Origin of the sequence: Sarcina sp. DSM 11001 (genome assembly GCF_900101015.1) — a bacterium.
GTDB lineage: Bacteria > Bacillota > Clostridia > Lachnospirales > Lachnospiraceae > CAG-791.
In genome coordinates, this window is the sequence record NZ_FNFZ01000001.1 from 196183 (window position 1) to 217182 (window position 21000).

Annotated in this window: 16 protein-coding genes; 15 read left to right on the forward strand and 1 reads right to left on the reverse strand. The window is 52.0% G+C overall.

The window, feature by feature from the left end:
- Positions 1 to 157 precede the first annotated feature (157 nt).
- From BLT02_RS00685 to BLT02_RS00755, 14 genes are all read left to right on the forward strand, one after another.
- Positions 158 to 1054, forward strand: coding sequence for a hypothetical protein (locus tag BLT02_RS00685; RefSeq protein ID WP_092990927.1), 897 nt, complete (start codon positions 158 to 160; stop codon positions 1052 to 1054).
- A 77-nt stretch (positions 1055 to 1131) separates the two neighbouring features.
- Positions 1132 to 1884, forward strand: a complete 753-nt coding sequence (locus BLT02_RS00690) for a sigma-70 domain-containing protein (protein WP_092990928.1) — start codon at positions 1132 to 1134, stop codon at positions 1882 to 1884.
- 555 nt (positions 1885 to 2439) lie between these two features.
- Positions 2440 to 3504, forward strand: coding sequence for a recombinase RecA (gene recA / locus BLT02_RS00695; protein WP_242869650.1), 1065 nt, complete (start codon positions 2440 to 2442; stop codon positions 3502 to 3504).
- A gap of 116 nt (positions 3505 to 3620) precedes the next feature.
- Positions 3621 to 4448 carry a regulatory protein RecX gene (locus tag BLT02_RS00700; protein ID WP_092990929.1) on the forward strand — a complete coding sequence of 276 codons (828 nt, stop codon included), beginning with the start codon at positions 3621 to 3623 and terminating at the stop codon, positions 4446 to 4448.
- 502 nt (positions 4449 to 4950) lie between these two features.
- Positions 4951 to 6183 (forward strand): ABC transporter substrate-binding protein, encoded by a 1233-nt coding sequence (locus tag BLT02_RS00705; protein WP_092990930.1) that lies wholly within the window; start codon positions 4951 to 4953, stop codon positions 6181 to 6183.
- 159 nt (positions 6184 to 6342) lie between these two features.
- A complete protein-coding gene (locus tag BLT02_RS00710) occupies positions 6343 to 7230 on the forward strand; it encodes a branched-chain amino acid ABC transporter permease (RefSeq protein WP_092990931.1) in 888 nt (295 codons plus the stop codon).
- Positions 7231 to 7419: 189 nt separating this feature from the next.
- Positions 7420 to 8784, forward strand: a complete 1365-nt coding sequence (locus tag BLT02_RS00715; protein WP_242869651.1) for a branched-chain amino acid ABC transporter permease — start codon at positions 7420 to 7422, stop codon at positions 8782 to 8784.
- Between the two features lie 113 nt (positions 8785 to 8897).
- Complete coding sequence (locus BLT02_RS00720) at positions 8898 to 9728, forward strand: ABC transporter ATP-binding protein (RefSeq protein ID WP_242869661.1); 831 nt, start codon at positions 8898 to 8900, stop codon at positions 9726 to 9728.
- 151 nt (positions 9729 to 9879) lie between these two features.
- A complete protein-coding gene (locus tag BLT02_RS00725) occupies positions 9880 to 10587 on the forward strand; it encodes an ABC transporter ATP-binding protein (protein ID WP_092991006.1) in 708 nt (235 codons plus the stop codon).
- 37 nt (positions 10588 to 10624) lie between these two features.
- A complete protein-coding gene (locus BLT02_RS00730) occupies positions 10625 to 10825 on the forward strand; it encodes a hypothetical protein (protein WP_139187335.1) in 201 nt (66 codons plus the stop codon).
- Positions 10826 to 11166: 341 nt separating this feature from the next.
- Positions 11167 to 12720 carry a ribonuclease Y gene (gene rny, locus BLT02_RS00735; protein ID WP_347474848.1) on the forward strand — a complete coding sequence of 518 codons (1554 nt, stop codon included), beginning with the start codon at positions 11167 to 11169 and terminating at the stop codon, positions 12718 to 12720.
- Between the two features lie 336 nt (positions 12721 to 13056).
- Positions 13057 to 13605: a tyrosine-type recombinase/integrase gene (locus BLT02_RS00745; RefSeq protein WP_092990935.1), complete on the forward strand. Its 549-nt coding sequence runs from the start codon at positions 13057 to 13059 to the stop codon at positions 13603 to 13605.
- 164 nt (positions 13606 to 13769) lie between these two features.
- Entirely contained in the window at positions 13770 to 15218 is a 1449-nt protein-coding gene (gene glgA / locus BLT02_RS00750) for a glycogen synthase GlgA (protein ID WP_092990936.1), read from the forward strand.
- Positions 15219 to 15734: 516 nt separating this feature from the next.
- On the forward strand, positions 15735 to 17414 hold the full coding sequence (locus BLT02_RS00755) for a putative polysaccharide biosynthesis protein (RefSeq protein ID WP_092990937.1): 1680 nt from the start codon (positions 15735 to 15737) through the stop codon (positions 17412 to 17414).
- A gap of 128 nt (positions 17415 to 17542) precedes the next feature.
- Here BLT02_RS00755 and BLT02_RS00760 read toward each other — a convergent pair whose 3' ends face one another.
- Positions 17543 to 19345 (reverse strand): Rqc2 family fibronectin-binding protein, encoded by a 1803-nt coding sequence (locus BLT02_RS00760; RefSeq protein WP_092990938.1) that lies wholly within the window; start codon positions 19343 to 19345, stop codon positions 17543 to 17545.
- A gap of 196 nt (positions 19346 to 19541) precedes the next feature.
- On the opposite strand from BLT02_RS00760, the gene pepT reads away from it, so the two are divergent.
- Positions 19542 to 20762: a peptidase T gene (gene pepT, locus BLT02_RS00765; RefSeq protein WP_092990939.1), complete on the forward strand. Its 1221-nt coding sequence runs from the start codon at positions 19542 to 19544 to the stop codon at positions 20760 to 20762.
- The last annotated feature ends 238 nt before the right edge of the window (positions 20763 to 21000 follow it).

Consider the following 21000-nt stretch of genomic DNA (forward strand, 5'->3'; position numbering starts at 1 on the left):
TTTATAAATGGGATTTCATCAAGGATTTCATCAAGGAATATTTCTGTCTGGATCGCCGGAATTGTCATCCTTACTGTATCATGGTACAATAGACCGATAAAAACTGTATCAGAATGAAGGATGAGAGCAGGAGAAAATCCTGAACCGGAGGAAATAAATGAATAATCTTGAAAATAAATACGGGAAATATGCTGTCAGCGGCTTATCCCTGAAGCTGGTCGTACTCTATGTGATCGGATATGTGCTGTATTATACAATGCCGGGTATTTTCGCCCTTCTGACGCTGGACGTGACCGCTCTTCTGAACGGGCAGATCTGGAGAGTCGTCTCCTGGCTCCTGGTGCCCCCGGATGGAGGCTCTAATCTGTTCTTCGTCGCCATCATGCTGTTCTTTTATTACAGTATCGGGACATCCCTGGAAAGGGTGTGGGGAGATTTTAAATACAATGTCTTTATTTTTCTTGGAATCTTTCTGACTGTCCTGAGTGCTCTGGCCTGGTATGTGCTGGTCAGGCTGACCGGAGGTCTTACGCCGGTTGAACTGGCGGTCCTGAGCAAATCGGCAGCCCCCTTCTTCAGCACATATTACATCAATATGTCGATCTTCCTGGCATTTGCCCTCACCTTTCCGGAGGCCCAGGTCTACCTGTTCTTCGTCCTCCCGCTCAAGGTCAAATATCTGGGCTGGGTCGATGTGGGCTTCCTGCTCTTGAGCATGGTCACAGGCAACAGCGCCGAGCGCTTCGTGATCGGAGCGGCCCTGCTTAATGTCCTTTTGCTCTTTATGCGGTCCCGCAACTGGATGAGCTATTCACCCGGCCAGGTCATCCGCAGGCAGAAATTCCGCAGATCTGTCAACGAGGGAAAAAAGAGCGCTGCCGGTCCGCAGTCCCTGCACAGGTGCGCGATCTGCGGCCGCACGGAAAAAGATGACGACACACTCGAATTCCGCTACTGTACGAAATGTGAGGGTGGGCTCGAGTACTGTCAGGACCACCTGTTTATCCATACCCATGTAAAGAAGGGCGAGCCGCCCCACATGATGAAAATGTGAGGGAAGTCTGATGAAAAACATTGAGCCGGGCGGTTTCAAACGGGCGGTTTCAAATAAGAAGAGGCAGATTAATATTTATGGATGATCATACAATAAAACAGGAACAGGAATTCCTCGCTCTCCTTCAAAAGGCGCTCAGACAGGCAAAAGAAAACGGCGGGAGAATCTCCAGGGATGATATCAGGGAGCTTTTTTCCTCTTTTTCACTGGATGAAGACCAGATGGGGCAGATCGAAGCATATCTGAAAGCCCACAAGATGGCGGTCGGATCCGCTGCGGGAAACGGCGATGACACTCTGGCAAAAGAGGAGAGGGAATTTCTGGAGTATTATATGGAGAGCCTGAAGGAGATCCCGAAGCTCTCCGATCAGGTGATGGATGCGGTGAGGATCTCCGCGATGGCGGGGGAGCGCTCCGCCCAGAGGGAGCTGACAGAGCAGATGCTCGACAAGGTCGTGGACATCGCCAGACTCTATTCCGGGCAGGGGATCAGTATTGAGGAACTGATCGGAACGGGGAATGAGGCGCTTGTGACGGGAGTGAAGCTCCTGGGCCATCTCGACAGCCCGCGGGAAGTAGACGGAGAGCTCGCCAGGAGAGTCATGGACAGCATGGAGGACCTGATCGCAGTCACCATGGAAAACAACACCAGGGACAGAGAGATGGAGGACCTTGTCAACCTTGTGGCAGACAAGGCTAAAGAGCTCTCGCAGATCCTCGGCAGAAAGGTGACTCCGCAGGAGCTGGCGGACGAGGGAGACGTGACCCTGGACCAGATCAGGGAGGCCCTCAGACTGACGGGGGATGGGATCGAATCCCTGGATTCATGAGACTTCCCTTATGGATTTATGAAATCTTTATGGATTCATGAAAACTTCCCCTTACAGCTCAGACTGTATCGAGAACCGGGTGGTCTTGTATAATTACCAACACAAAGACCAGGCCATCGAAACACAAGCCGTTGTAACAGAAGGCTCCTCCCTTCTGAATGAATTGACCCGGGCAGGGAAAAAGGGTTATAATACTGCTTGAAAGAAATCGTTCTCTTTTCATACAGACTATCCGTGAGAGATTTGATCTGGACCTATAGTGATAATTGATCAATGTAATTTACAGCCGGGCGCAGGCGTATGCTTCGTGCCCGGTTTTGTTGCGCGCTAGTCTGTGAAAAGCGGGATCTGTTCAGCTGCAGAAGAGAGTTCTCTTTTGTGAAAAGAAGTTCAACGGAACGGGCGTCCCGGACTGAGCCTGTTTCAGCAATTTATAAAAGACGGTTATATCGATTAAAAATCGAAAAAAAGTTCGAAAAAAAGGCTTGCAGACAGCAGTACTTGATGGTATACTTTTAACGAACGGATGTTCTGAAATATTAAAGGAGAATTGATATGGCAATTTCAAAAGAAGACAGGCAGAAGGCCCTGGATGCGGCACTTACACATATAGAGAAACAGTTCGGCAAGGGAGCTGTAATGAAACTCGGCGACCCGGCTGCCCAGATGAATGTTGAGACGATCCCTACGGGATCTCTCAGCCTGGATATCGCCCTCGGGCTCGGAGGAATTCCCCGCGGCAGGATCATTGAGATCTACGGCCCTGAGTCCTCTGGCAAGACGACAGTCACCCTGCACATGATCGCGGAGGTACAGCGCCGGGGCGGTATCGCGGGCTTTATCGATGCCGAGCACGCCCTTGATCCGGTCTATGCAAAGAATATCGGGGTGGACATCGACAACCTCTACATTTCCCAGCCCGACAGCGGGGAGCAGGCGCTGGAGATCACGGAGACCATGGTGCGGTCGGGCGCGATCGACATTGTCGTAGTGGACTCCGTGGCGGCTCTCGTGCCCAAGGCGGAGATCGACGGCGATATGGGTGACTCCCACGTCGGCCTGCATGCCCGCCTGATGTCCCAGGCCCTCCGCAAACTTACGGCGGTCATCAGCAAATCCAACTGTGCAGTCGTCTTCATCAACCAGCTCCGCGAGAAGGTCGGCGTTATGTTTGGAAATCCTGAGGTGACGACCGGCGGCCGCGCCCTCAAGTTTTATGCTTCCGTGCGAATGGACGTGCGCAGGGTCGAGACCCTCAAGCAGAGCGGTGAGAGTATTGGAAACAGGACCAGGGTCAAGATCGTAAAGAACAAGATCGCTCCGCCTTTCAAAGAGGCCGAGTTTGATATCATGTACGGCAAGGGCATCTCCTACGTCGGCGACGTCCTGGACCTTGCCGCTGCCTGCGACATCGTCAACAAAAGCGGCGCATGGTATAACTACGAGGGAAACCGCGTCGGCCAGGGCCGCGAGAACTCCAAACAGTTCCTTTTGGATCATCCGGATATCCTCGCCGAGATCGACCGCAAGGTCCGTGAGCACTATAACCTCGATCCGGAGGGGGCCAGGACCTTTACACCGGAGGCTGCCGATGAGCTGCCGGAAAAAGAAGAACAGTAACTGTTCAGAACCACCGCTTTCGGGGTGATCTCCTGTTTTGCGAAAAAATGATACAGCCGTTTTCATGAAATGTCATGAAATGACCCGAAGAACAAGGTTTGATTGGAGATGGAATCTTGGAAGATGAGAACTTGAAAGATGAGATCTTGAAGGATGAAAGCTGGAAAGATGAGAATTTGAAGATGATTCTTTCCATCGAAAAACTGGACAGATACGGCAGAGTGACAGAGTACATCCCGGAACCAACAGAGCCCACCTTATCCAAAGGGAACAGGATGACAGACTGCATGAAAACGGAGCGGCCAACCTCAGAATATTCTAAGGGTGGTCCATCTTCCAGGGGCAGTAGAATATCCGGCCGCCTGCGGGTGACGATGCAAGACGGCGAATCCTTTACAATATCCGAACGTCAGGCACTTCGTCTGGGCCTTGAGTCGGGAGCCGGGATGACACAGGATGTTTATGAAGAGATCCTTTCGGATCTCAGGAGTTCCTGTATGCGGCGCTGCGGAGCTCTCCTCGGGAACCGGGACTACACAGTAAAAAGACTTCGTACAAAGCTGGGAGAGGCCGGGTTCCCCCCTCTGATTATTGAAGAGTGTATCGGAAAGCTTATTGATGCCCATTACCTGGATGACCGACGCTATGCCCAGAGCTATGTGCGCAGCCATTTGAACGACAGAAGCAGGCTGAGGATCACGCAGGATTTAATGGGACGCGGAATAGCAGAATATGTGATCGAAGAAGCTTTTGCGGCGGCAGGGGAGGAGACAGATCCGGAAGAGGCACAGTTCAGACAGATTCGGTATCTGTTGAAAAAAAGAGGTTTTGACCCGGATGCACCCGATTTTAAAGAAAAGCAGAAAACCATGGCTTTTCTGCACCGAAAGGGTTATGAGCCTGACCTGATCCGGCGGGCGATGGAGTGCAGAGATGATCTATAAAGTGCTATAGCACATGATAAGCCTCCTCTTTTTACTATTATCATGATTAAGCAGATCAAGGTGTACCTCGAAGTATTGAACGGGAAAGGATTCTTGATCTTTCTCTGTGAGCATTAGATGCCTCCTTTGCAAACGACAACCTGTTTGCAAAGGAGGCATTATTTTTGAAATAATGTAGTTTGATTACGAACATCTCTCTTTTGGAAAAGAAATCATTTGTGTTCATAATGACCGCGACAGGCTGCAATGAAAACTTTCGAGGGGTGTACTGCCGCCTTTTGATTGTAATATCTGATTGCAGGTCGTGATTTCGGGCTTGAATGGAGGTGACTTGAAAAACGGTTTCTGACAGTGGTTTTTGTCATCTGTTTTACAGAATTGACAATCAGCCCGGTAATCATTAGAATATTTATTAATTTATCAGACTCCTGATTGTATACTATCGTGATAGTATACAGGCGGGAAAAGATACAAATCATACTATTAAGGAGGAAATAGTAAAATGAAAAAGTTGATCGTTTTTCTGTTGGCAGGAGTAATGGCTCTGAGTCTGGCAGCCTGCGGCGGTTCAGGCGGCTCTACTACAGCTCCGGCGCAGAATGCCGGCGGTGATGCAGCTCCCGCGGAAGGCAGCGCTTCAGGCGATGTGATCAGGATCGGTGTCTTCGAGCCTTCCACCGGTGATTCCGCATCGGGCGGCAAGAAGGAAACCCTCGGCATGCAGTATGCCAACAAGAATACTCCTACCGTCGAAGCCGGCGGCAAGACCTATCAGGTAGAGCTGGTTTACGCGGACAACGGTTCTTCTTCCGACAAGGCTCCCTCCGCAGCTTCCGAGCTGATCGGTAAGGATGTCTCTCTGGTCCTGGGTTCCTATGGTTCCGGCGTTTCCATGGCGGGCGGTCCCAAGTTTGAGGAAGCCGGTCTTGCAGCGATCGGTGTCACCTGCACGAACCCCAATGTCACAGCGGGCAACGACTACTATTTCCGCATCTGCTTCCTGGACAACTTCCAGGCGGACGTCCTGGCAAACTTTGCCATGGAGAAATTCTCCGCCAAGAAGGCTTACTGCCTGGGCGAGAACGGAAACGAGTATGACCAGGGCCTTATCGCTTTCTTTGAGAAGGTATTTACCGCAGCCGGCGGTCAGGTCATCAAAGACTCCTTCCCCACCAACAACTCTGACTTTACTTCCTACCTGAATAAGGCCAAGAGCGAGGGCGTGGATGTTATCTTCACTCCCGTCTCTATCGCCTATGCGAAGCAGATCATGGAGCAGGCGGCCTCTCTTTCGATCGAGATTCCCTTCCTCGGTTCTGATACACTCGATGACAACATGGTCCTCGAGGCAACAGCAGGAACGAACCTCAAGCTTTATGTCTCCACCTTCTACCAGGAGGGCGGCGACGAGACATTTGACCAGGGCATTAAGGAATACATCAACAGCGATTCCGCTGCTCTGACCAACAACGGCGGCAACGACACCATCTCCGCGGTCACAGCCATGGGTTACGATGCCTATTATGTTGCCCTTGAGGCAATCAAGGCGGCCGGCGGTCCCGACAAGGCTGCGATCAAGGGCGCTATCGGCGGCGTGACCTATGACGGAGTCTCCGGCTCCATCGCGTTTGACGCACAGGGCGATGCAGTACGTGATACCGCTTACATCAAGACAGCAGATACCGAGAACGGCACATGGGCATTCGAAAAGGTTCAGACCGGTTCCGGCAACTGATAGTTTCGGACGAACTCAGGTATAAAAGTTTATAAGTTTGTATATTTATAAGTGTTTTTATAAGTAACTGATATTAGTCTGCGGTTTCTCCCGGAGGGGGTTCCCCTTCGGGAGAAATGCTGTTACAGCTGTTGTTACTGCTGCAAGAGGAAAACAATTATGGAATATGTCATTTCGGTTCTGCTCTCCGGTATATCCGTAGGAGGCCAATATGCGCTGATCGCGATCGGTTATACGCTGGTCTACGGGATCCTGCGCCTGATCAACTTCGCACACGGTGATGTGTTCATGGTAGCCGGACTGATGGGAATCTATTTTACCGCGGTCCTTCCAATCACCCTGTCGATCCCGCTGGTCATCCTGGTCACAGTGGCGCTGGGCTTTGCCATAGAACGCGTTGCCTATAAACCGCTTCGGGACGCGCCGCGTATGTCTGTTATGATCTCTGCCATCGGCGTGAGCTATCTGCTCCAGAATTCGGCGACCTATGTCACCGGCGGCCAGCCCATGACATATCCGAAGATCCCGTTTCTGTCCAATACGATCAATGTTGCCGGCACTCAGACCAAGTGGGTGGTCATCCTGACTCCTTTCCTGGTGCTGGCTCTGGTTTTTGTCCTCACCCAGCTGATCGACCGGACCAAGATTGGTATGGCCATGAGGGCGGTGTCCAAGGATTTCGAGACCAGCCGCCTGATGGGAATCAAAATCAACAGTGTCATTTCCACGACCTTTATTATCGGCTCCGCGCTCGCGGCAGTCGGGTCGGTTCTCTTTTTTACAAATTATCCTGCGATCACACCTATGGCAGGTGCCATGCCCGGGCTTAAGGCATTTGTCGCAGCTGTTTTCGGAGGGATCGGATCGATCCCCGGAGCTGTCATCGGAGCTTTCCTGATCGGGATTTGTGAGACCATTATCAAGGGCCTGCCTTCGGCCTGGGATGTGTCGGTATTCTCTGACGCCTTTACCTTTGCGCTGCTGATCATAATCCTGATCTTCAAGCCTCAGGGACTTTTCGGCGAAGCAGCCACGGACAAGGTATAACAAAAAATAAAAACGATTGAGAAGACGCTGAGTACAGATGCTAAAATATAACAGCCGCTAAAGCGTTACAGCTGTTGAAACATAACAGCTGTCAAAACGTTACAGCCGCTGAAACCCTACAGCTGCCAAAACGTAAACGTCACGGCTGGCAAAACATGTATGATGAAATCGTAAAAAAGGAAGTGACACATGAAACAGAGTAATACAACCGGGATCTCCCGAAAACTGTCCGCCATGATCAGCATCGGCGTACTGCTGCTTCTGGTGATCCTGCTGGAAAATCTGAGTACATTTTTCCCCGGTGTCCCCCAGGTGCTGCAGCCCACGAGTCCTCTGTTCACAGTACTTAAAAAGGGCGCTGTCTATTCTCTGGTGGCAGTGACTATGAACCTGTTGAACGGTTTTACAGGCCTGTTTTCACTGGGCCAGGCGGGTTTTATGCTGCTGGGCGCCTATACCTATGCGATCCTGACAGTTCCCGCAGCCATGAAGGAGCAGGTCTACTATCTGTTCGGGGGCTGTGCTTTCGAGTCCTCCCTGGTAGACCTTTTCGGCGCTGTTTTCGGGACCTCCGGTCCCGGACGGGCGGTCGCCATGATCCTGGGAGTTATCCTGGCCCTGATCCTGGCGGGCTGTGTGGCGGGATTCTTTGCTTTTCTGATCGGACTTCCGGTCCTTCGTCTCAAGAGTGACTATCTGGCCATCGCGACGCTGGGCTTCGCGGAGATTCTGCGCGCCATTTTTCAGTGGCAGAAGCTGGGACCTGTGACCAATGGTGCCAATATGATCAAGGGGTTTCCCACATTTTCCAGCTTTAATATCACAGACGGGTCCGGGAGGGTCATCCTGCGCTTGTCCACCTTTATTCCCTTTCTGGTATCATCGATCTGCATCCTGCTGATCGTTCTTCTGATCAATTCTTCCTACGGGCGGGCTTTTAAATCGATCAGGGACGATGAGATCGCTTCCGAAGCGATGGGGATCAGCCTCTCAAAGCACAAGATGATCTCCTTTGTCATCTCGAGCTTTTTTGCCGGAATCGGCGGCGGACTCTTTGCCATGTACGTGGCAAACGCCCAGGCCAAGGCTTTTACCTCCACTATGACCTATGAGATCCTGCTGATCGTCGTTGTCGGCGGTATCGGCTCTGTCTCAGGCTCGGTCATCGCCACCTTCCTCTATGTGGCGTGCTCGGAATGGTGGCTGCGCTTCCTCGACAGTGAAATTGTCTTAAAAAGCGGCTTCAAGGTACCGCTTCTCAGAAACGGATTCAGAATGGTGGTCTTCTCGATCGTCATCATGGTCATCGTTCTGTTTTTCTCTCAGGGTATTATGGGAGACCGGGAGATCAATATCGGCGCCCTGTTTTCGGGAGGCAGCAGACGTAAAAAGGCGGCGGCTGCGGCCGGCTCCGCCGGAACTGTTGACATTTCAGTGTCTGCGGCAGACAAAACCGCTCCGGCAAAAGAGATTTCGGCAGGAGAAGGCGGATCCGCGGATGAGAATTTAAAAGAAACTGTAAACGATGCCGCACAGGACGAGGTAAAAAAATGAGTACTGACAGTGTAATAAACACACAGAACCAGACAGCCGGTGCGGCGGATCCGGGAAGCCATGGACCCAGCCGCGGGAATGAACCTCTCGCCCTGCACCTGGAAAATGTGACTATGCAGTTTGGCGGCGTCGTGTCTGTCAACAATCTGAGCCTTGATGTCCCTCAGGGAAAGATCATCGCCCTGATTGGCCCCAACGGAGCCGGTAAAACAACAGCTTTCAACTGTATCACCGGCGTTTACCAGCCCACCAACGGACTGATCGAGTTTATGGGTCAGCCCATGGTGCGGACCTATCCCAGAGGGAAGGACGCGAAAATCTATAAGGGCCAGAACAGGGAAAAATACGCAGGTCAGCATGTGCTGACGCCTACACCGGATCAGATCACCCAGCTGGGCATCGCCAGGACTTTTCAGAATATCCGGCTCTGGAAGAGCATGACTGTTTTTGAAAATGTTTTGACCGCAAAGCATATGCGGGCAAAGCAGAATGTTTTTTCCGCCATTTTGCGGATGAACCTGGCAGAGGAAAAGAGAATGCGCGAGGAGACGATGGATCTTCTTCGCGAGCAGGGGCTGGAGACCGTAAAGGACGAGCTGGCGACCAGTCTGCCCTACGGCCTGCAGAGACGCCTTGAGATCGCGCGCGCACTGGCGACGAATCCGAAGCTCCTCCTTCTGGATGAGCCGGCAGCCGGCATGAACCCCCAGGAGACCCTGGAGCTGGCGGATTTTGTCCAGGAAATCCGTGAAAAATACGGCCTTACCGTGTTCCTGATCGAACACCACATGGATCTGGTCATGAATATTTCCGACTATATCTATGTCATCGATTTCGGCAGCGAGATCGCCCAGGGTGTCCCGGAGACGGTCCAGTCCGACCGCAGAGTCATCGAAGCTTATCTGGGCATCAGTGAAGATCAAGAGGATAAGAGCAATACTTAAAACAGATATGCAACAGATAAATGTTACAATTCTTAAGACAGATATGTAACAGACAAGTGTGATAGTCCTTAAAAACAGACAGGTGTAATTATTGGATCAGAGACAGGCGTACAATAATCCGCCTGAGGGGAAGGAGATTAAAATGGGTGAGATCCTGCAGATACGGGATTTAAAGGTCAGTTACGGCGGAATCGATGCCGTACGCGGCATCAGCTTTGATGTCCGTGAGGGCGAGGTCGTAACCTTGATCGGCGCCAACGGCGCCGGAAAGAGTTCGACACTGCGGGCGATCTCGGGACTGGTCAAACCCAGGGGCGGTAATATCCTGTTTAACGGAGAGGATATTACAGGTAAGGATTCGACGCAGATCGTTTCCAAAGGCCTGATGATGGTTCCCGAGGGCAGGAAGATTTTCCCCAACCTGACTGTACTTGAGAACCTCAGGATCGGCGCTTATCTGAGAAACGATGACCTGACCAGCGACCTGGAGATGGTGTTCAATTATTTCCCCAGGCTGAAGGAACGTTCCTGGCAGGCCGGTGGAACCCTTTCCGGAGGCGAACAGCAGATGCTTGCTGTCGGCCGCGCCCTGATGGGCAGACCGAAGCTCCTGATGATGGACGAGCCTTCTTTAGGACTTGCCCCTATTGTCGTGCAGGGGATTTTTGAGATCATCAACCGGATCCATCAGGACGGGACTACAGTTCTTCTGATCGAGCAGAACGCCAATATGGCGCTCCACGTGGCGGACCGCGCCTATGTCATCGAGAATGGAAGAATAACCATGGAAGGCTCCGGCAGAGAACTGCTGGAGGATGAGAGTGTGAAGGCAGCTTATCTGGGAACTACAGGAAGTTGATATTGTGTCATTGTCTTTGCGGAGGTCAATAAACACGATGAAACCACTTACTGAAATGAACAACCGGGAACTTTTTTCTGTCCTGACGGGATCGGATGTGATCAGCCAGGCCTTCCTGCAGAAAATCGTACGTCTCCATCTGCAGTATGTTCATGAGAATAATATCCATGAGGATGCTGACCTGAAGACCATGGTCAGGGAGTATACAGAAGGGCTCTATAAAGAAAAGCCTGAGTAAACAGGACAGAAGTTTTGAAAGAAATTTTTGAGAGAAGTTTTGAGAGAAGTTTTGAAAATAGAAGAGTCACCGGGGAGAATGCTGATCTTCCGCCGCTCCCCGGCGGCTCTTTTTTACTTGATTCATAAGGCTATATCTGAGATCCCGATGGTGTATTAGGAACCGCCGGGAGCGCCGCTCCACTATTGAACTTGTCCTTGACATAGACACTTATTAAGATTAAAATCAAAATGTTGTGAGTTTGTTCGTAGAATTGACGGTTTCCTGCTGTTTTCTGGGATGCAGGTCTGGATATTCTATACAAATACAAACAGGTCAATTGAATAAGGAGGTGCTCCTGTATGCCGTTTATGGGAATCATAGTTGCAGTGATTCTCACACTGGCTGCAGCAGTTCCCATCACCTGGTACGTCACTTCCGAAAACCACAGGAAGCAGGACGAGATCAAGGTGGACAGTGCGGATGCCCGGGCAAGGTCGATCATTGATGAAGCCCTTCGGGAAGCCGAATCCAAAAAGCGTGAGGCCATGCTGGAGATCAGGGAAGAGACGTTCAAATCAAAGAACGAGCTTGAAAAAGAGATCCAGAACAGGCGCAACGAAGTGCAGAAAAACGAGCGCAGGATTCAGCAGAAGGAAGAGCAGATCGACAACAAGGTCGAGCAGCTTGAGCGCAGGGAACAGAGTCTGGCAGCAAAGGAAGAGAACCTGCAGAAGCTTCAGAAAGAAGTTTCACAGTTAAACGAGCAGCGCATACAGGAACTCGAACGAATTTCAGGTCTGACCTCTGAACAGGCGAAAGAACACCTTTTAAAAATTGTTGAAGATGAAGTGAAGCTGGATTCTGCCAGAATGATCAAGGAGATCGAGGCAGAAGCCAAAGAGGAAGCCGAGAAACGCGCCAAGGAATATGTGGTCAGTGCCATACAGCGCTGTGCCGCGGACCATGTGTCCGAGGCGACGATCTCTGTCGTACAGCTGCCCGGCGATGAAATGAAGGGCAGGATCATCGGCCGCGAGGGGCGCAATATCCGCACTCTCGAGACCATGACAGGTGTCGATCTGATCATTGACGATACACCTGAGGCGGTAGTCATCTCCGCATTTGATCCGATCCGACGTGAAGTGGCGCGCGTAGCGCTGGAAAAACTGATCGTCGACGGGCGGATCCATCCCGCCAGGATCGAGGAGATGGTCACCAAGGCACAGCGGGAAGTGGAAGCCAGGATCAAGGAGGAGGGCGAAGCAGCCACTCTGGAAGTCGGCGTCCACAGCATCCATCCGGAGCTGGTGAGGCTCCTGGGCAAGATGCGTTTCCGCACCAGCTATGGGCAGAATGCTCTCAAGCATTCTATTGAAGTGGCTCAGCTTTCAGGACTGCTGGCCAGCGAGCTGGGACTGGATGTCCGTCTCGCAAAGCGCGCAGGCCTGCTGCATGACATCGGCAAGGCTGTAGACCATGAGATGGAGGGGTCTCATGTACAGCTGGGCGCTGAACTCTGCAGAAAGTATAAAGAATCTCAGACAGTGATCAATTCCGTGGAAGCACACCACGGGGATGTTGAACCCGCCAGCCTGATCGCGTGCATCGTACAGGCAGCGGATACGATCTCCGCAGCCCGTCCGGGCGCCAGGAGAGAGACTCTTGAAGCCTACACTTTGAGGCTCAAACAGTTAGAAGAAATCACCAACAGTTTTAAAGGGGTAAGTAATTCATATGCCATTCAGGCAGGAAGAGAAGTTCGTGTCATGGTAGTTCCTGAGCAGATCAGTGATGCTGATATGGTGCTGCTGGCAAGAGATATTTCCAAAAAGATCGAAGCAGATATGGAATATCCCGGACAGATCAAGGTCAATGTGATCCGTGAGTCCAGAGTTACGGATTACGCGAAATAAATAATATCGAAATAAATAATACCAGGATACTTCAGGATTATTATTTTATTTAAACTGTAAACAATAAGGAACTGCAGATGCCCGACAGGATTCTGCAGTTCCTCTTTCATTTTTTCCTGACATCTGTGCAATGCCGGCAATTCTTTCCTGGTATGTGTCCAAGACCGGCAATTCTCTCCTGGTATCTGTCCAAAACCGGCACTTATTATTTTTTTCTCTGTGCAAAATTTTTTCTCTGTGCAAATAGCTTTCATTTACCCGGTACCTGTGTCGTACTGACTGTCATTTTCGGTGAATGAATGTATATATTATTCGCACAACTCCGAGGGTGTGGATATGAACAAGACAGAACAGCTGCTGACGCAGGAAGAGATCAGGCGAATCCTGGATCTGCCCGATGCCGGTACCTGCGCGGGAAGGCGGGACAGGGCCCTTCTGAGCCTTTTGTGCGATGCCGGCCTCAAGACGCAGGAATTGCTGGACCTGAGGCTGGAGAACCTTGACCTGCAGATATCCTGTGTGCTGCTTCCCGGGCAAAAAAGCGGGGAGAAAGTCCGTATGGTCCCTTTCGGTGAGAGAACGCGTTCAGCCCTGGTTGATTATCTCTATGATATCCGAGGAAGGGCTGAGGGTCCTTTGACCAGGGTGTTCACGGGAAGGAACAACGGGGTGCTCTCCAGGCAGGCTGTTTGGAAGCTGGTCAGAAAATATGGAAAGGCCGCAGGCGTCGGGGAAGGGCTTTCTCCGGAAAATCTTCGCTCTTCATTTGCGGTCAGCCTCCTTGTGAGAGGCGCGGAGCCCGCCAGTGTATCCCGGATGCTGGGAATTGGGACTGCCGCGGTGAAAAAATATGTTTTACTGGCAAAAAAAGCGAAAAATCCCTGATTTTTGAAAAAATCTTTGAGCATATTGACTCCAAATAAGGTATAATGGATTAGGAATGTTTCATTTGCCAGTTCCGGTTGTGAGAGACTGCTGTTACTGCCGGTGCAAAAATGGCATAGTTTATAGCATATCATTTCAGTACAGTAACAGGGGGTCATTGACTTATGAAAAAAATTCTTTTTGTGGCATCAGAAGGCGTTCCTTTTATCAAGACAGGAGGTCTGGCAGATGTTGTCGGATCCCTTCCCAAGGAACTGGATAAAGAATATTATGATGTCAGAGTGATCATGCCCAAGTATTCCTGCATGAAGCAGGATATGAAAGACAAGATGGAGTATGTCACTCACTTCTATATGGATTTCCACTGGAAGAGTGAGTATGTCGGAGTTCTCCAGGCCGAGGTCGATGGGATCAAGTTTTACTTCGTCGACAATGAGGGCTTCTTTACCAGCGACAAGCCCTATACCGATGATCCCATGTTTGAGATCACCCGGTTTGCATTCTTCTCCAAAGCTGTCCTGTCTGTGCTCCCTGCCATCGATTTCCACCCCGACCTGATCCACTGCCACGACTGGCAGACCGGTCTGGTGCCCGTCTATCTCAAAGAGCGGTTTGCGGGCGGCGAGTTCTTCCAGGGGATCAAGACTGTCATGACGATCCACAATCTGAAGTTCCAGGGCAAATGGAATGTCAGGGATGTCGAGGATATCACAGGTCTTTCCGGTTATTATTTCACACCGGACAAGCTGGAAGCCTATAAGGACGCGAACCTCCTCAAGGGCGGTCTTGTCTATGCGGACGCGATCACGACCGTTTCTCCGACCTATGCCGAGGAAATCAAGACGCAGTTCTACGGCGAAGGTCTCGACGGTCTGATGAATGCCAGGAGCCATGACCTGCGAGGCATTATCAACGGCATTGATTACACCGACTTTTCACCGGACAATGACAAGAAGATCCCCCAGCCCTACACGGTGGACAATTTCCGCAAGTTGAAGGTCAAAAATAAACTTGCCCTTCAGAAGGAACTGGGCCTGAAGGTCGATGAGAAGTGCTTCATGATCGGTATTGTCTCCAGGCTGACTGACCAGAAAGGCTTTGACCTGATCGCCTATGTCCTCGAGGAGATCCTTTCCCTTGACGCGATCCAGATGGTCGTTCTGGGAACAGGTGAAGAGCGCTATGAGAATATGTTCCGCTACTTCGACTGGAAGTACAACGACAAGATCTCCGCGAATATCTACTATTCGGATGAGCTCTCTCACAAGATTTATGCTTCCTCCGATGCTTTCCTGATGCCTTCCCTGTTTGAGCCCTGCGGACTGAGCCAGCTCATGTCCCTGCGCTACGGCACTCTTCCGATCGTCCGCGAGACCGGCGGCCTCAAGGATACGGTCGAGCCTTACAATGAATTTGAGGGCACCGGGACAGGCTTTACCTTCGCGAACTACAATGCTCACGAGATGATGCACTCGATCCGTTACGCTGAGCAGGTCTACTATGACAAGCGCCTCGAGTGGAACAAGATGGTTGAGCGCGCCATGCGCGCGGACTTCTCCTGGGCACAGTCCGCAGCCAAGTATCAGGAGATGTACGACTGGCTCATCGGCTGAGTGACAGCCTGACCGGTTTGAAGGTATTCCTAAGCTGTTTCTGTTTCTTCGAAATCAGCGGCTGGGTGACTGCCCGATCAGTTTGAAGGCCGATGAAAGCCGATGATCCAATCAGTCCGGAGGGCCGGAGTTTTTCTGGATGTACTTCCGGGGTGAACCGCTTTCCTGGAATAGCTTGAGGCTCCGGGAGCCGGATAGTATTCCGGATGATGGATAATAATACCGGTAATAAGGATAATAAAAGGATAGTAATAAAAAGAGATGACTGTGCAGATCCTGCACAGGCTGCCGCGGCAGGATAGCGATTGTCCTGCCGCGATTTTCTTGCACAGGATCTGCCGGGGGGGTTACGCCCTGATCTCTGCGATAATCGTCAGCTCAAAGTAAAATCCGCAGGCTGCTTACAGACTGCACAACAGATCACGCAGCGGATGACGCAAAGACTGCACAACAGGTCATGCAGCGGATGACGCAGGCAGATCAATCACAGACTGTTTTATAGAAAGAACCCGGGAAATGAACGATCAGAAAAAGATAAAAAAGAACAGTGAGGCTCCTGTTTCGGGAGGGAGTATTGCGGTGCAGGCGGGAGTCCTGGCGATCGCGACGATCGTGGTCCGTATCATCGGGCTTCTCTACAGGGCGCCCCTGACGGCGATCATCGGAGATGAGGGCAACGGCTATTACGGCGCGGCCTATAATATTTATACGATCATCCTGATCCTTTCCTCCTATTCGCTGCCGGCGGCTATTTCCCGGCAGATGTCCACCAAGATCGCTGTCGGGCAGTACAGGAATGCGCAGCGCGCTTTTCACTGCGCGCTTATATACTCTCTGATCGTAGGGGCTATGGGGAGCCTGCTCCTGTACTTTGGAGCTGGAGTCCTGGTAAAACACAATGCGGTTCCCGTTCTGCGGGTTTTTGCGCCGACGATCTTTCTGTTCGGGATCCTGGGCGCGGTGCGAGGGTATTTCCAGGCGAATCAGTCGATGGTCCAGACCTCGGTCTCCCAGATCCTGGAGCAGGTTGCCAATGCGGGCATCAGTATCGGAGCCGCCATCCTTCTGATCAGGTCTGCTCCTGCGCTGGCCACTGAGACGGAGCGGGCTGTGCGGGGAGCCATGGGAAGCGCCATGGGAACCGGGAGCGGTGTCATCACAGCTCTGATCTTTATGACGGCCGCCTATCTCCGCTACCGGAAGGGGTTTATCCGGAGGATCGGGACGGACAAAGGGCCAGTGGAATCCTACGGAGCGATCATGAAGAGCACTATCCTCGTGATCACTCCCTTTGTCGTGAGCAATTTTATCCTGAATCTGACGACGACACTGGACCAGATGATCTACCTCAATATGCTGATCGACGGGAGAAAGCTGTCGGAGGCCGCGGTGACGACTGTCTTCGGTCTTTTTTCCAATAAAGCCGTTGTCATCATCAACATTCCGGTCTCAGTCGCCACAGCCGTCTCGGCGGCGATCATACCGAATATCGCCACAGCCCATGCCTCCGGTGATCTCAAAGAGACCCGCAGGCGGTCTGTCAATGCAGCGCGCATGGCTTTGGTGATTGCCGTTCCCTGTGCCGTCGGCCTGACGGTGCTGGCAAGGCCCGTTACGATGCTGATGTTCCCTCAGTGGGAGACGCTGGAGCTTGCCTCCGTTCTTCTGGCCCTGCAGGCTGTGACGGTCATCTTTTTATCCGTTGGTACGATCACAAACGCCGTCCTGCAGGCCATTGGAAAAATGAACATGCCCATCGTCAGCGCGGGCGCGGCCCTCATTATCCAGACAGCGGTCCTCGCCTGGTTTCTGCGATTCACGGACTGGGGGATCTACGCGATGGTCTTTGTCAGCGTCCTGTACGCAGCGATCATCTTTGCTCTGAACGAGCTCTTCCTGAGGCACTATCTCGGTCTGAGGATCGATCCGGTCCAGGTCTATCTCAAACCGATCCTGAGCGCGGCTGTCATGGGAGCGGCTGCATTTGGAGTCTACCGGGGGATCTTCAAGCTGGTTTCCGGGTTCGGAGGAGAATACTTCTCCAATTTTGCGGCTGTCCTCCCGGCGATCTTAGTCGCCATTCCGGTCTATTTCTTCGTATTGATAAAGACCGGAGGATTTACCCGGGAAGACATCCTGGGGCTTCCTAAAGGAGACTCGCTGGCGCGGCTTCTGAAAAAGCTGCACTGGCTGTAGATCGGTTCTATACTTTATTCATACATGTTTGTGGGCGCTCGCCTATGGCCGCAAGTATGGATACCCCTGCGCGGGCAGATTCATCGCAAAAAACAGGTCCGGGGCCGCGGCCGCACTGAAGGGCGTCTTTATTCGGTCACTTCCTTCAGGGCACTGATATCTGTCTTTGCCAGGATAGAGTAGTTGGTATAGTAGACGACGAAGCCGGGGGCGGCGCCGGAGGGCTTTTTGACATTTTTTCTCTCGAGATAATCAATCTCGACCTTACCCTGGCTGCGCCCGCTGGAGTACCAGGCGGCGAGGGAGGCGGCTTCCTCAAACGCGCGGTCGGGGATCTCATCTATGGTTTTTCCGCCGGTGCGGAGCAGGACGTGAGAGCCGGGCATATCGTTGGCGTGGAACCAGATGTCGCGGCTGTCCGCCATCCGGAAGGTGATCTCTTCATTCTGAAGGTTGTTTTTTCCAACATAAATGTCATAGCCGTCGCTGCTGATGTAATGGAGAGGCCTGCTCTGGGGAGGGCGGGACCGGTTCACTTTGCGCCCGCTGTTCTGCCCGGCGTATTTGCGGCGCAGATAACCGCTTTCCTCCATCTCCTGCCGGATCTGGGAAAGATCAGAGTCCGTCGTGGAGAATTCGAGGGCGTTCTGGATGCTCCGGAGGTGGTCGATCTCGGCTTTTACCTGTGCTGTCAGACTGGTCAGGGCTTCGCTGGTTCTCTTCATGCGGGCATAGCGGTCAAAATATTTTTTGGCGTTCTGCTGCGGCGTGAGGGAGGGATCGAGCGGGATCGTCATCTTCTCGCCGGTATAATAGTTGTCGACTACGCAGCTTGCTTCTCCGGAGGGGATGGAGTAGCCGTAGGCATTCAGAAGTTCTCCGTAGAGCCTGTATTTGTCCTTTTTTTCCGTGTCCCTGATCTGCCTGCACTGGAGGTCATATTTGTGGACATCCCGCTCCAGGATCGTCTGCACGATGTGGCGGAGGTCTGCGCTCCTCTGCCGGATGCGGGTGTACAGATTTTTTCTGGCGTAAAAATCCTCGAGCAGGGCAGAGGGAGAGTCATAGGGGACTTCTGTACAGTCCGCGTAGTGGCTGAGGGGAATGAGGGAAAACTCCGCAGGAGCGCCCGCATTTGCCCCTTCTCCTTTTCTGCAGTACATGGCTGGGGCAAAGCTTCCGGAGCGGACAGTCCGGATCAGGGCTTCAAACTGAGTCCAGAGAGTCTCCTTTTCCTCGGCGGTCAGAAGGGCAGCCGACCTGTCCTGTGAGAGATCTGCCCTGTCACAGAGCTCCTGGGCGATGACAGTGGAAAAGCCGGTATAGTTGCGCACGAGAAGTTTGGGCGCCTCTGTATGCCCGTTTTCCAGAACTGCCATGAATCCTTCCTTCGTCTCTGTGAGAGGATCTTTTTTGGACTGGGTGTCCGGAATGAACCAGGGCCTGCCGGGAAGGACCTCGCGGACGGAGCTGACCATTGAAGAGATGTGCCGGATGCTGTCCACAATCATGTCGCTGTCATCCAGAAAGATGATATTGCTGTGCTTGCCCATGATCTCCACGACCAGGACATGGGTACACAGATCGCCCATCTCGTTGCGGTGTTCGACCGTGATGCGCAGGACGCGCTCCAGACCGGGCTGTTCGACAGAAAGGATGCGTCCGTTCTGAAGATGTTTGCGCAGCAGCATGCAGAAGGCCGGCGCCTGCAGGGGAGCCTGCCTGGAGGTCCGTGTCAGATAGACGAGGGGGAGGGACGGGTCGGAGCAGAGGTAGAGGCGGAGCTGGCCGCCGCCCCGGTCCGCGGCAGGACGGATGGTGAGCACCAGCTCGTTTCTGTCTGTCTGCGCGATTTTATAAATTCGGCCGCCGGTGAGTGTTTCCTGCAGCTCTCTGCAGAGCCCGGCGACAGTGATTCCATCAAAAGCCATAATAGTTCTCCTAACAGTTTTCTTTACTGAAATAGTATAGCACTTCTTTCTTGTCTACGGGAATATCATACAACGTTCTTTCAAGAACCCGGGGATAATGATACAGACAACGTTATTCTCTGTAACTATATTTGACAACTATTCATAATGATAACTATTTAAAATTGATAACTATTTATAATTAAGAAGGAAAAAAATGAGAGCGTATAAGCGTCTACTGAAATATGTCACGGTCAATACAACAAGCCATGAAGAGGTGGAGAAAACACCTTCGGGAGAGGGAGAGTTTGTCCTTGCGCATCTTTTGGCAGATGAAATGAAATCTTTGGGCATGACAGATGTCCACGTTGATGAGCATGCCTATGTCTATGGCTTTTTGCCGGCAGCGTCAGGCTGCGAAGGATGCAGATCTGTTGGTTTCATCTCTCACATGGATACAGTAGATGACTGCGGAGGGACGGAAACCCGGCCGCAGTTGATCCTGAATTATGACGGGAAACCCATCTCTTTGGGGACATCCGGGAAGACCTTGGATCCGGATGCCTTCCCGCATCTGAAAGAATGCCGGGGGAAAACTATCCTGACAACGGATGGTACCTCTGTCCTCGGGGCAGATGACAAGGCCGGTATTGCAGAGATCATGACAATGTGTGAGCGGCTGGTCAGGGAGAAAAGGCCGCATGGCAGGATTTGCGTCTGCTTTACCCCGGACGAGGAGATCGGACATGGGGCTGTGTATCTGGATGTAGGTGCTTTTGGTGCAGATTTTGCATATACAGTGGATGGTTCCGCACCGGACGAGGTGGAGTACGAGACCTTTAACGCAGCAGCGGTCCATCTGACAGCCCATGGTTTTTCGGTGCATCCCGGAGATGCAAAAGGGCGGATGATCAATGCTATGAAGGTACTGATGGAATTCAATGGCATGCTTCCACCGGACGAGGTGCCGGAAAAAACAGAAGGCCGTGAAGGTTTTTATCATTTAACTGGTGCCGAAGGAAATGTCAGTGAAGCAACAGCTGACTATATCCTGCGGGATCATGACGCGGAGATATTTGACCGGAGAAAGCAGAAAGTACAGGAGACGGCGGAAAAGTTAAATCAAAAATATGGTGCAGGCACTGTGGACTATCAGATCAAAGACCAGTACCGGAACATGGCAGAAGTGGCAGCAAGACATCCCGAGGTAGTGGAGATCGCAAAATGTGCAATTCGCGCTGTCGGACTTACACCTGTCTCCAGGCCGGTTCGCGGGGGAACAGATGGTGCCCAGCTTTCCTTCAGGGGCCTGCCCTGTCCTAACCTGGGCACGGGCGGCTACGCATACCACGGTTATTATGAACATGCTGTTGCAGAAGAGATGGATCAGTGCGTGGAAATCCTGCTGGAAGTGGTAAAAGCAATTGCTGAAAAATAAACAGAAATAAACGCTCCGACACACCGAAGGTGTGTTGGATGCACCACGCGTGCGGTGCGGAAGATGTTCCCCTTGTCTTTACAAGACAAAGATAAGGAAAACCCGTAGATGTGAACCCATGTTGCGCATAGGCGCAAGATTCGAAAGCGAGTCTTGAACTTGGGAGGAGGCACTCTTGCTAATATATTTCTGCCATGATATTATTTTGAAGTTCAGGTACATGTAAATAAGGTACATT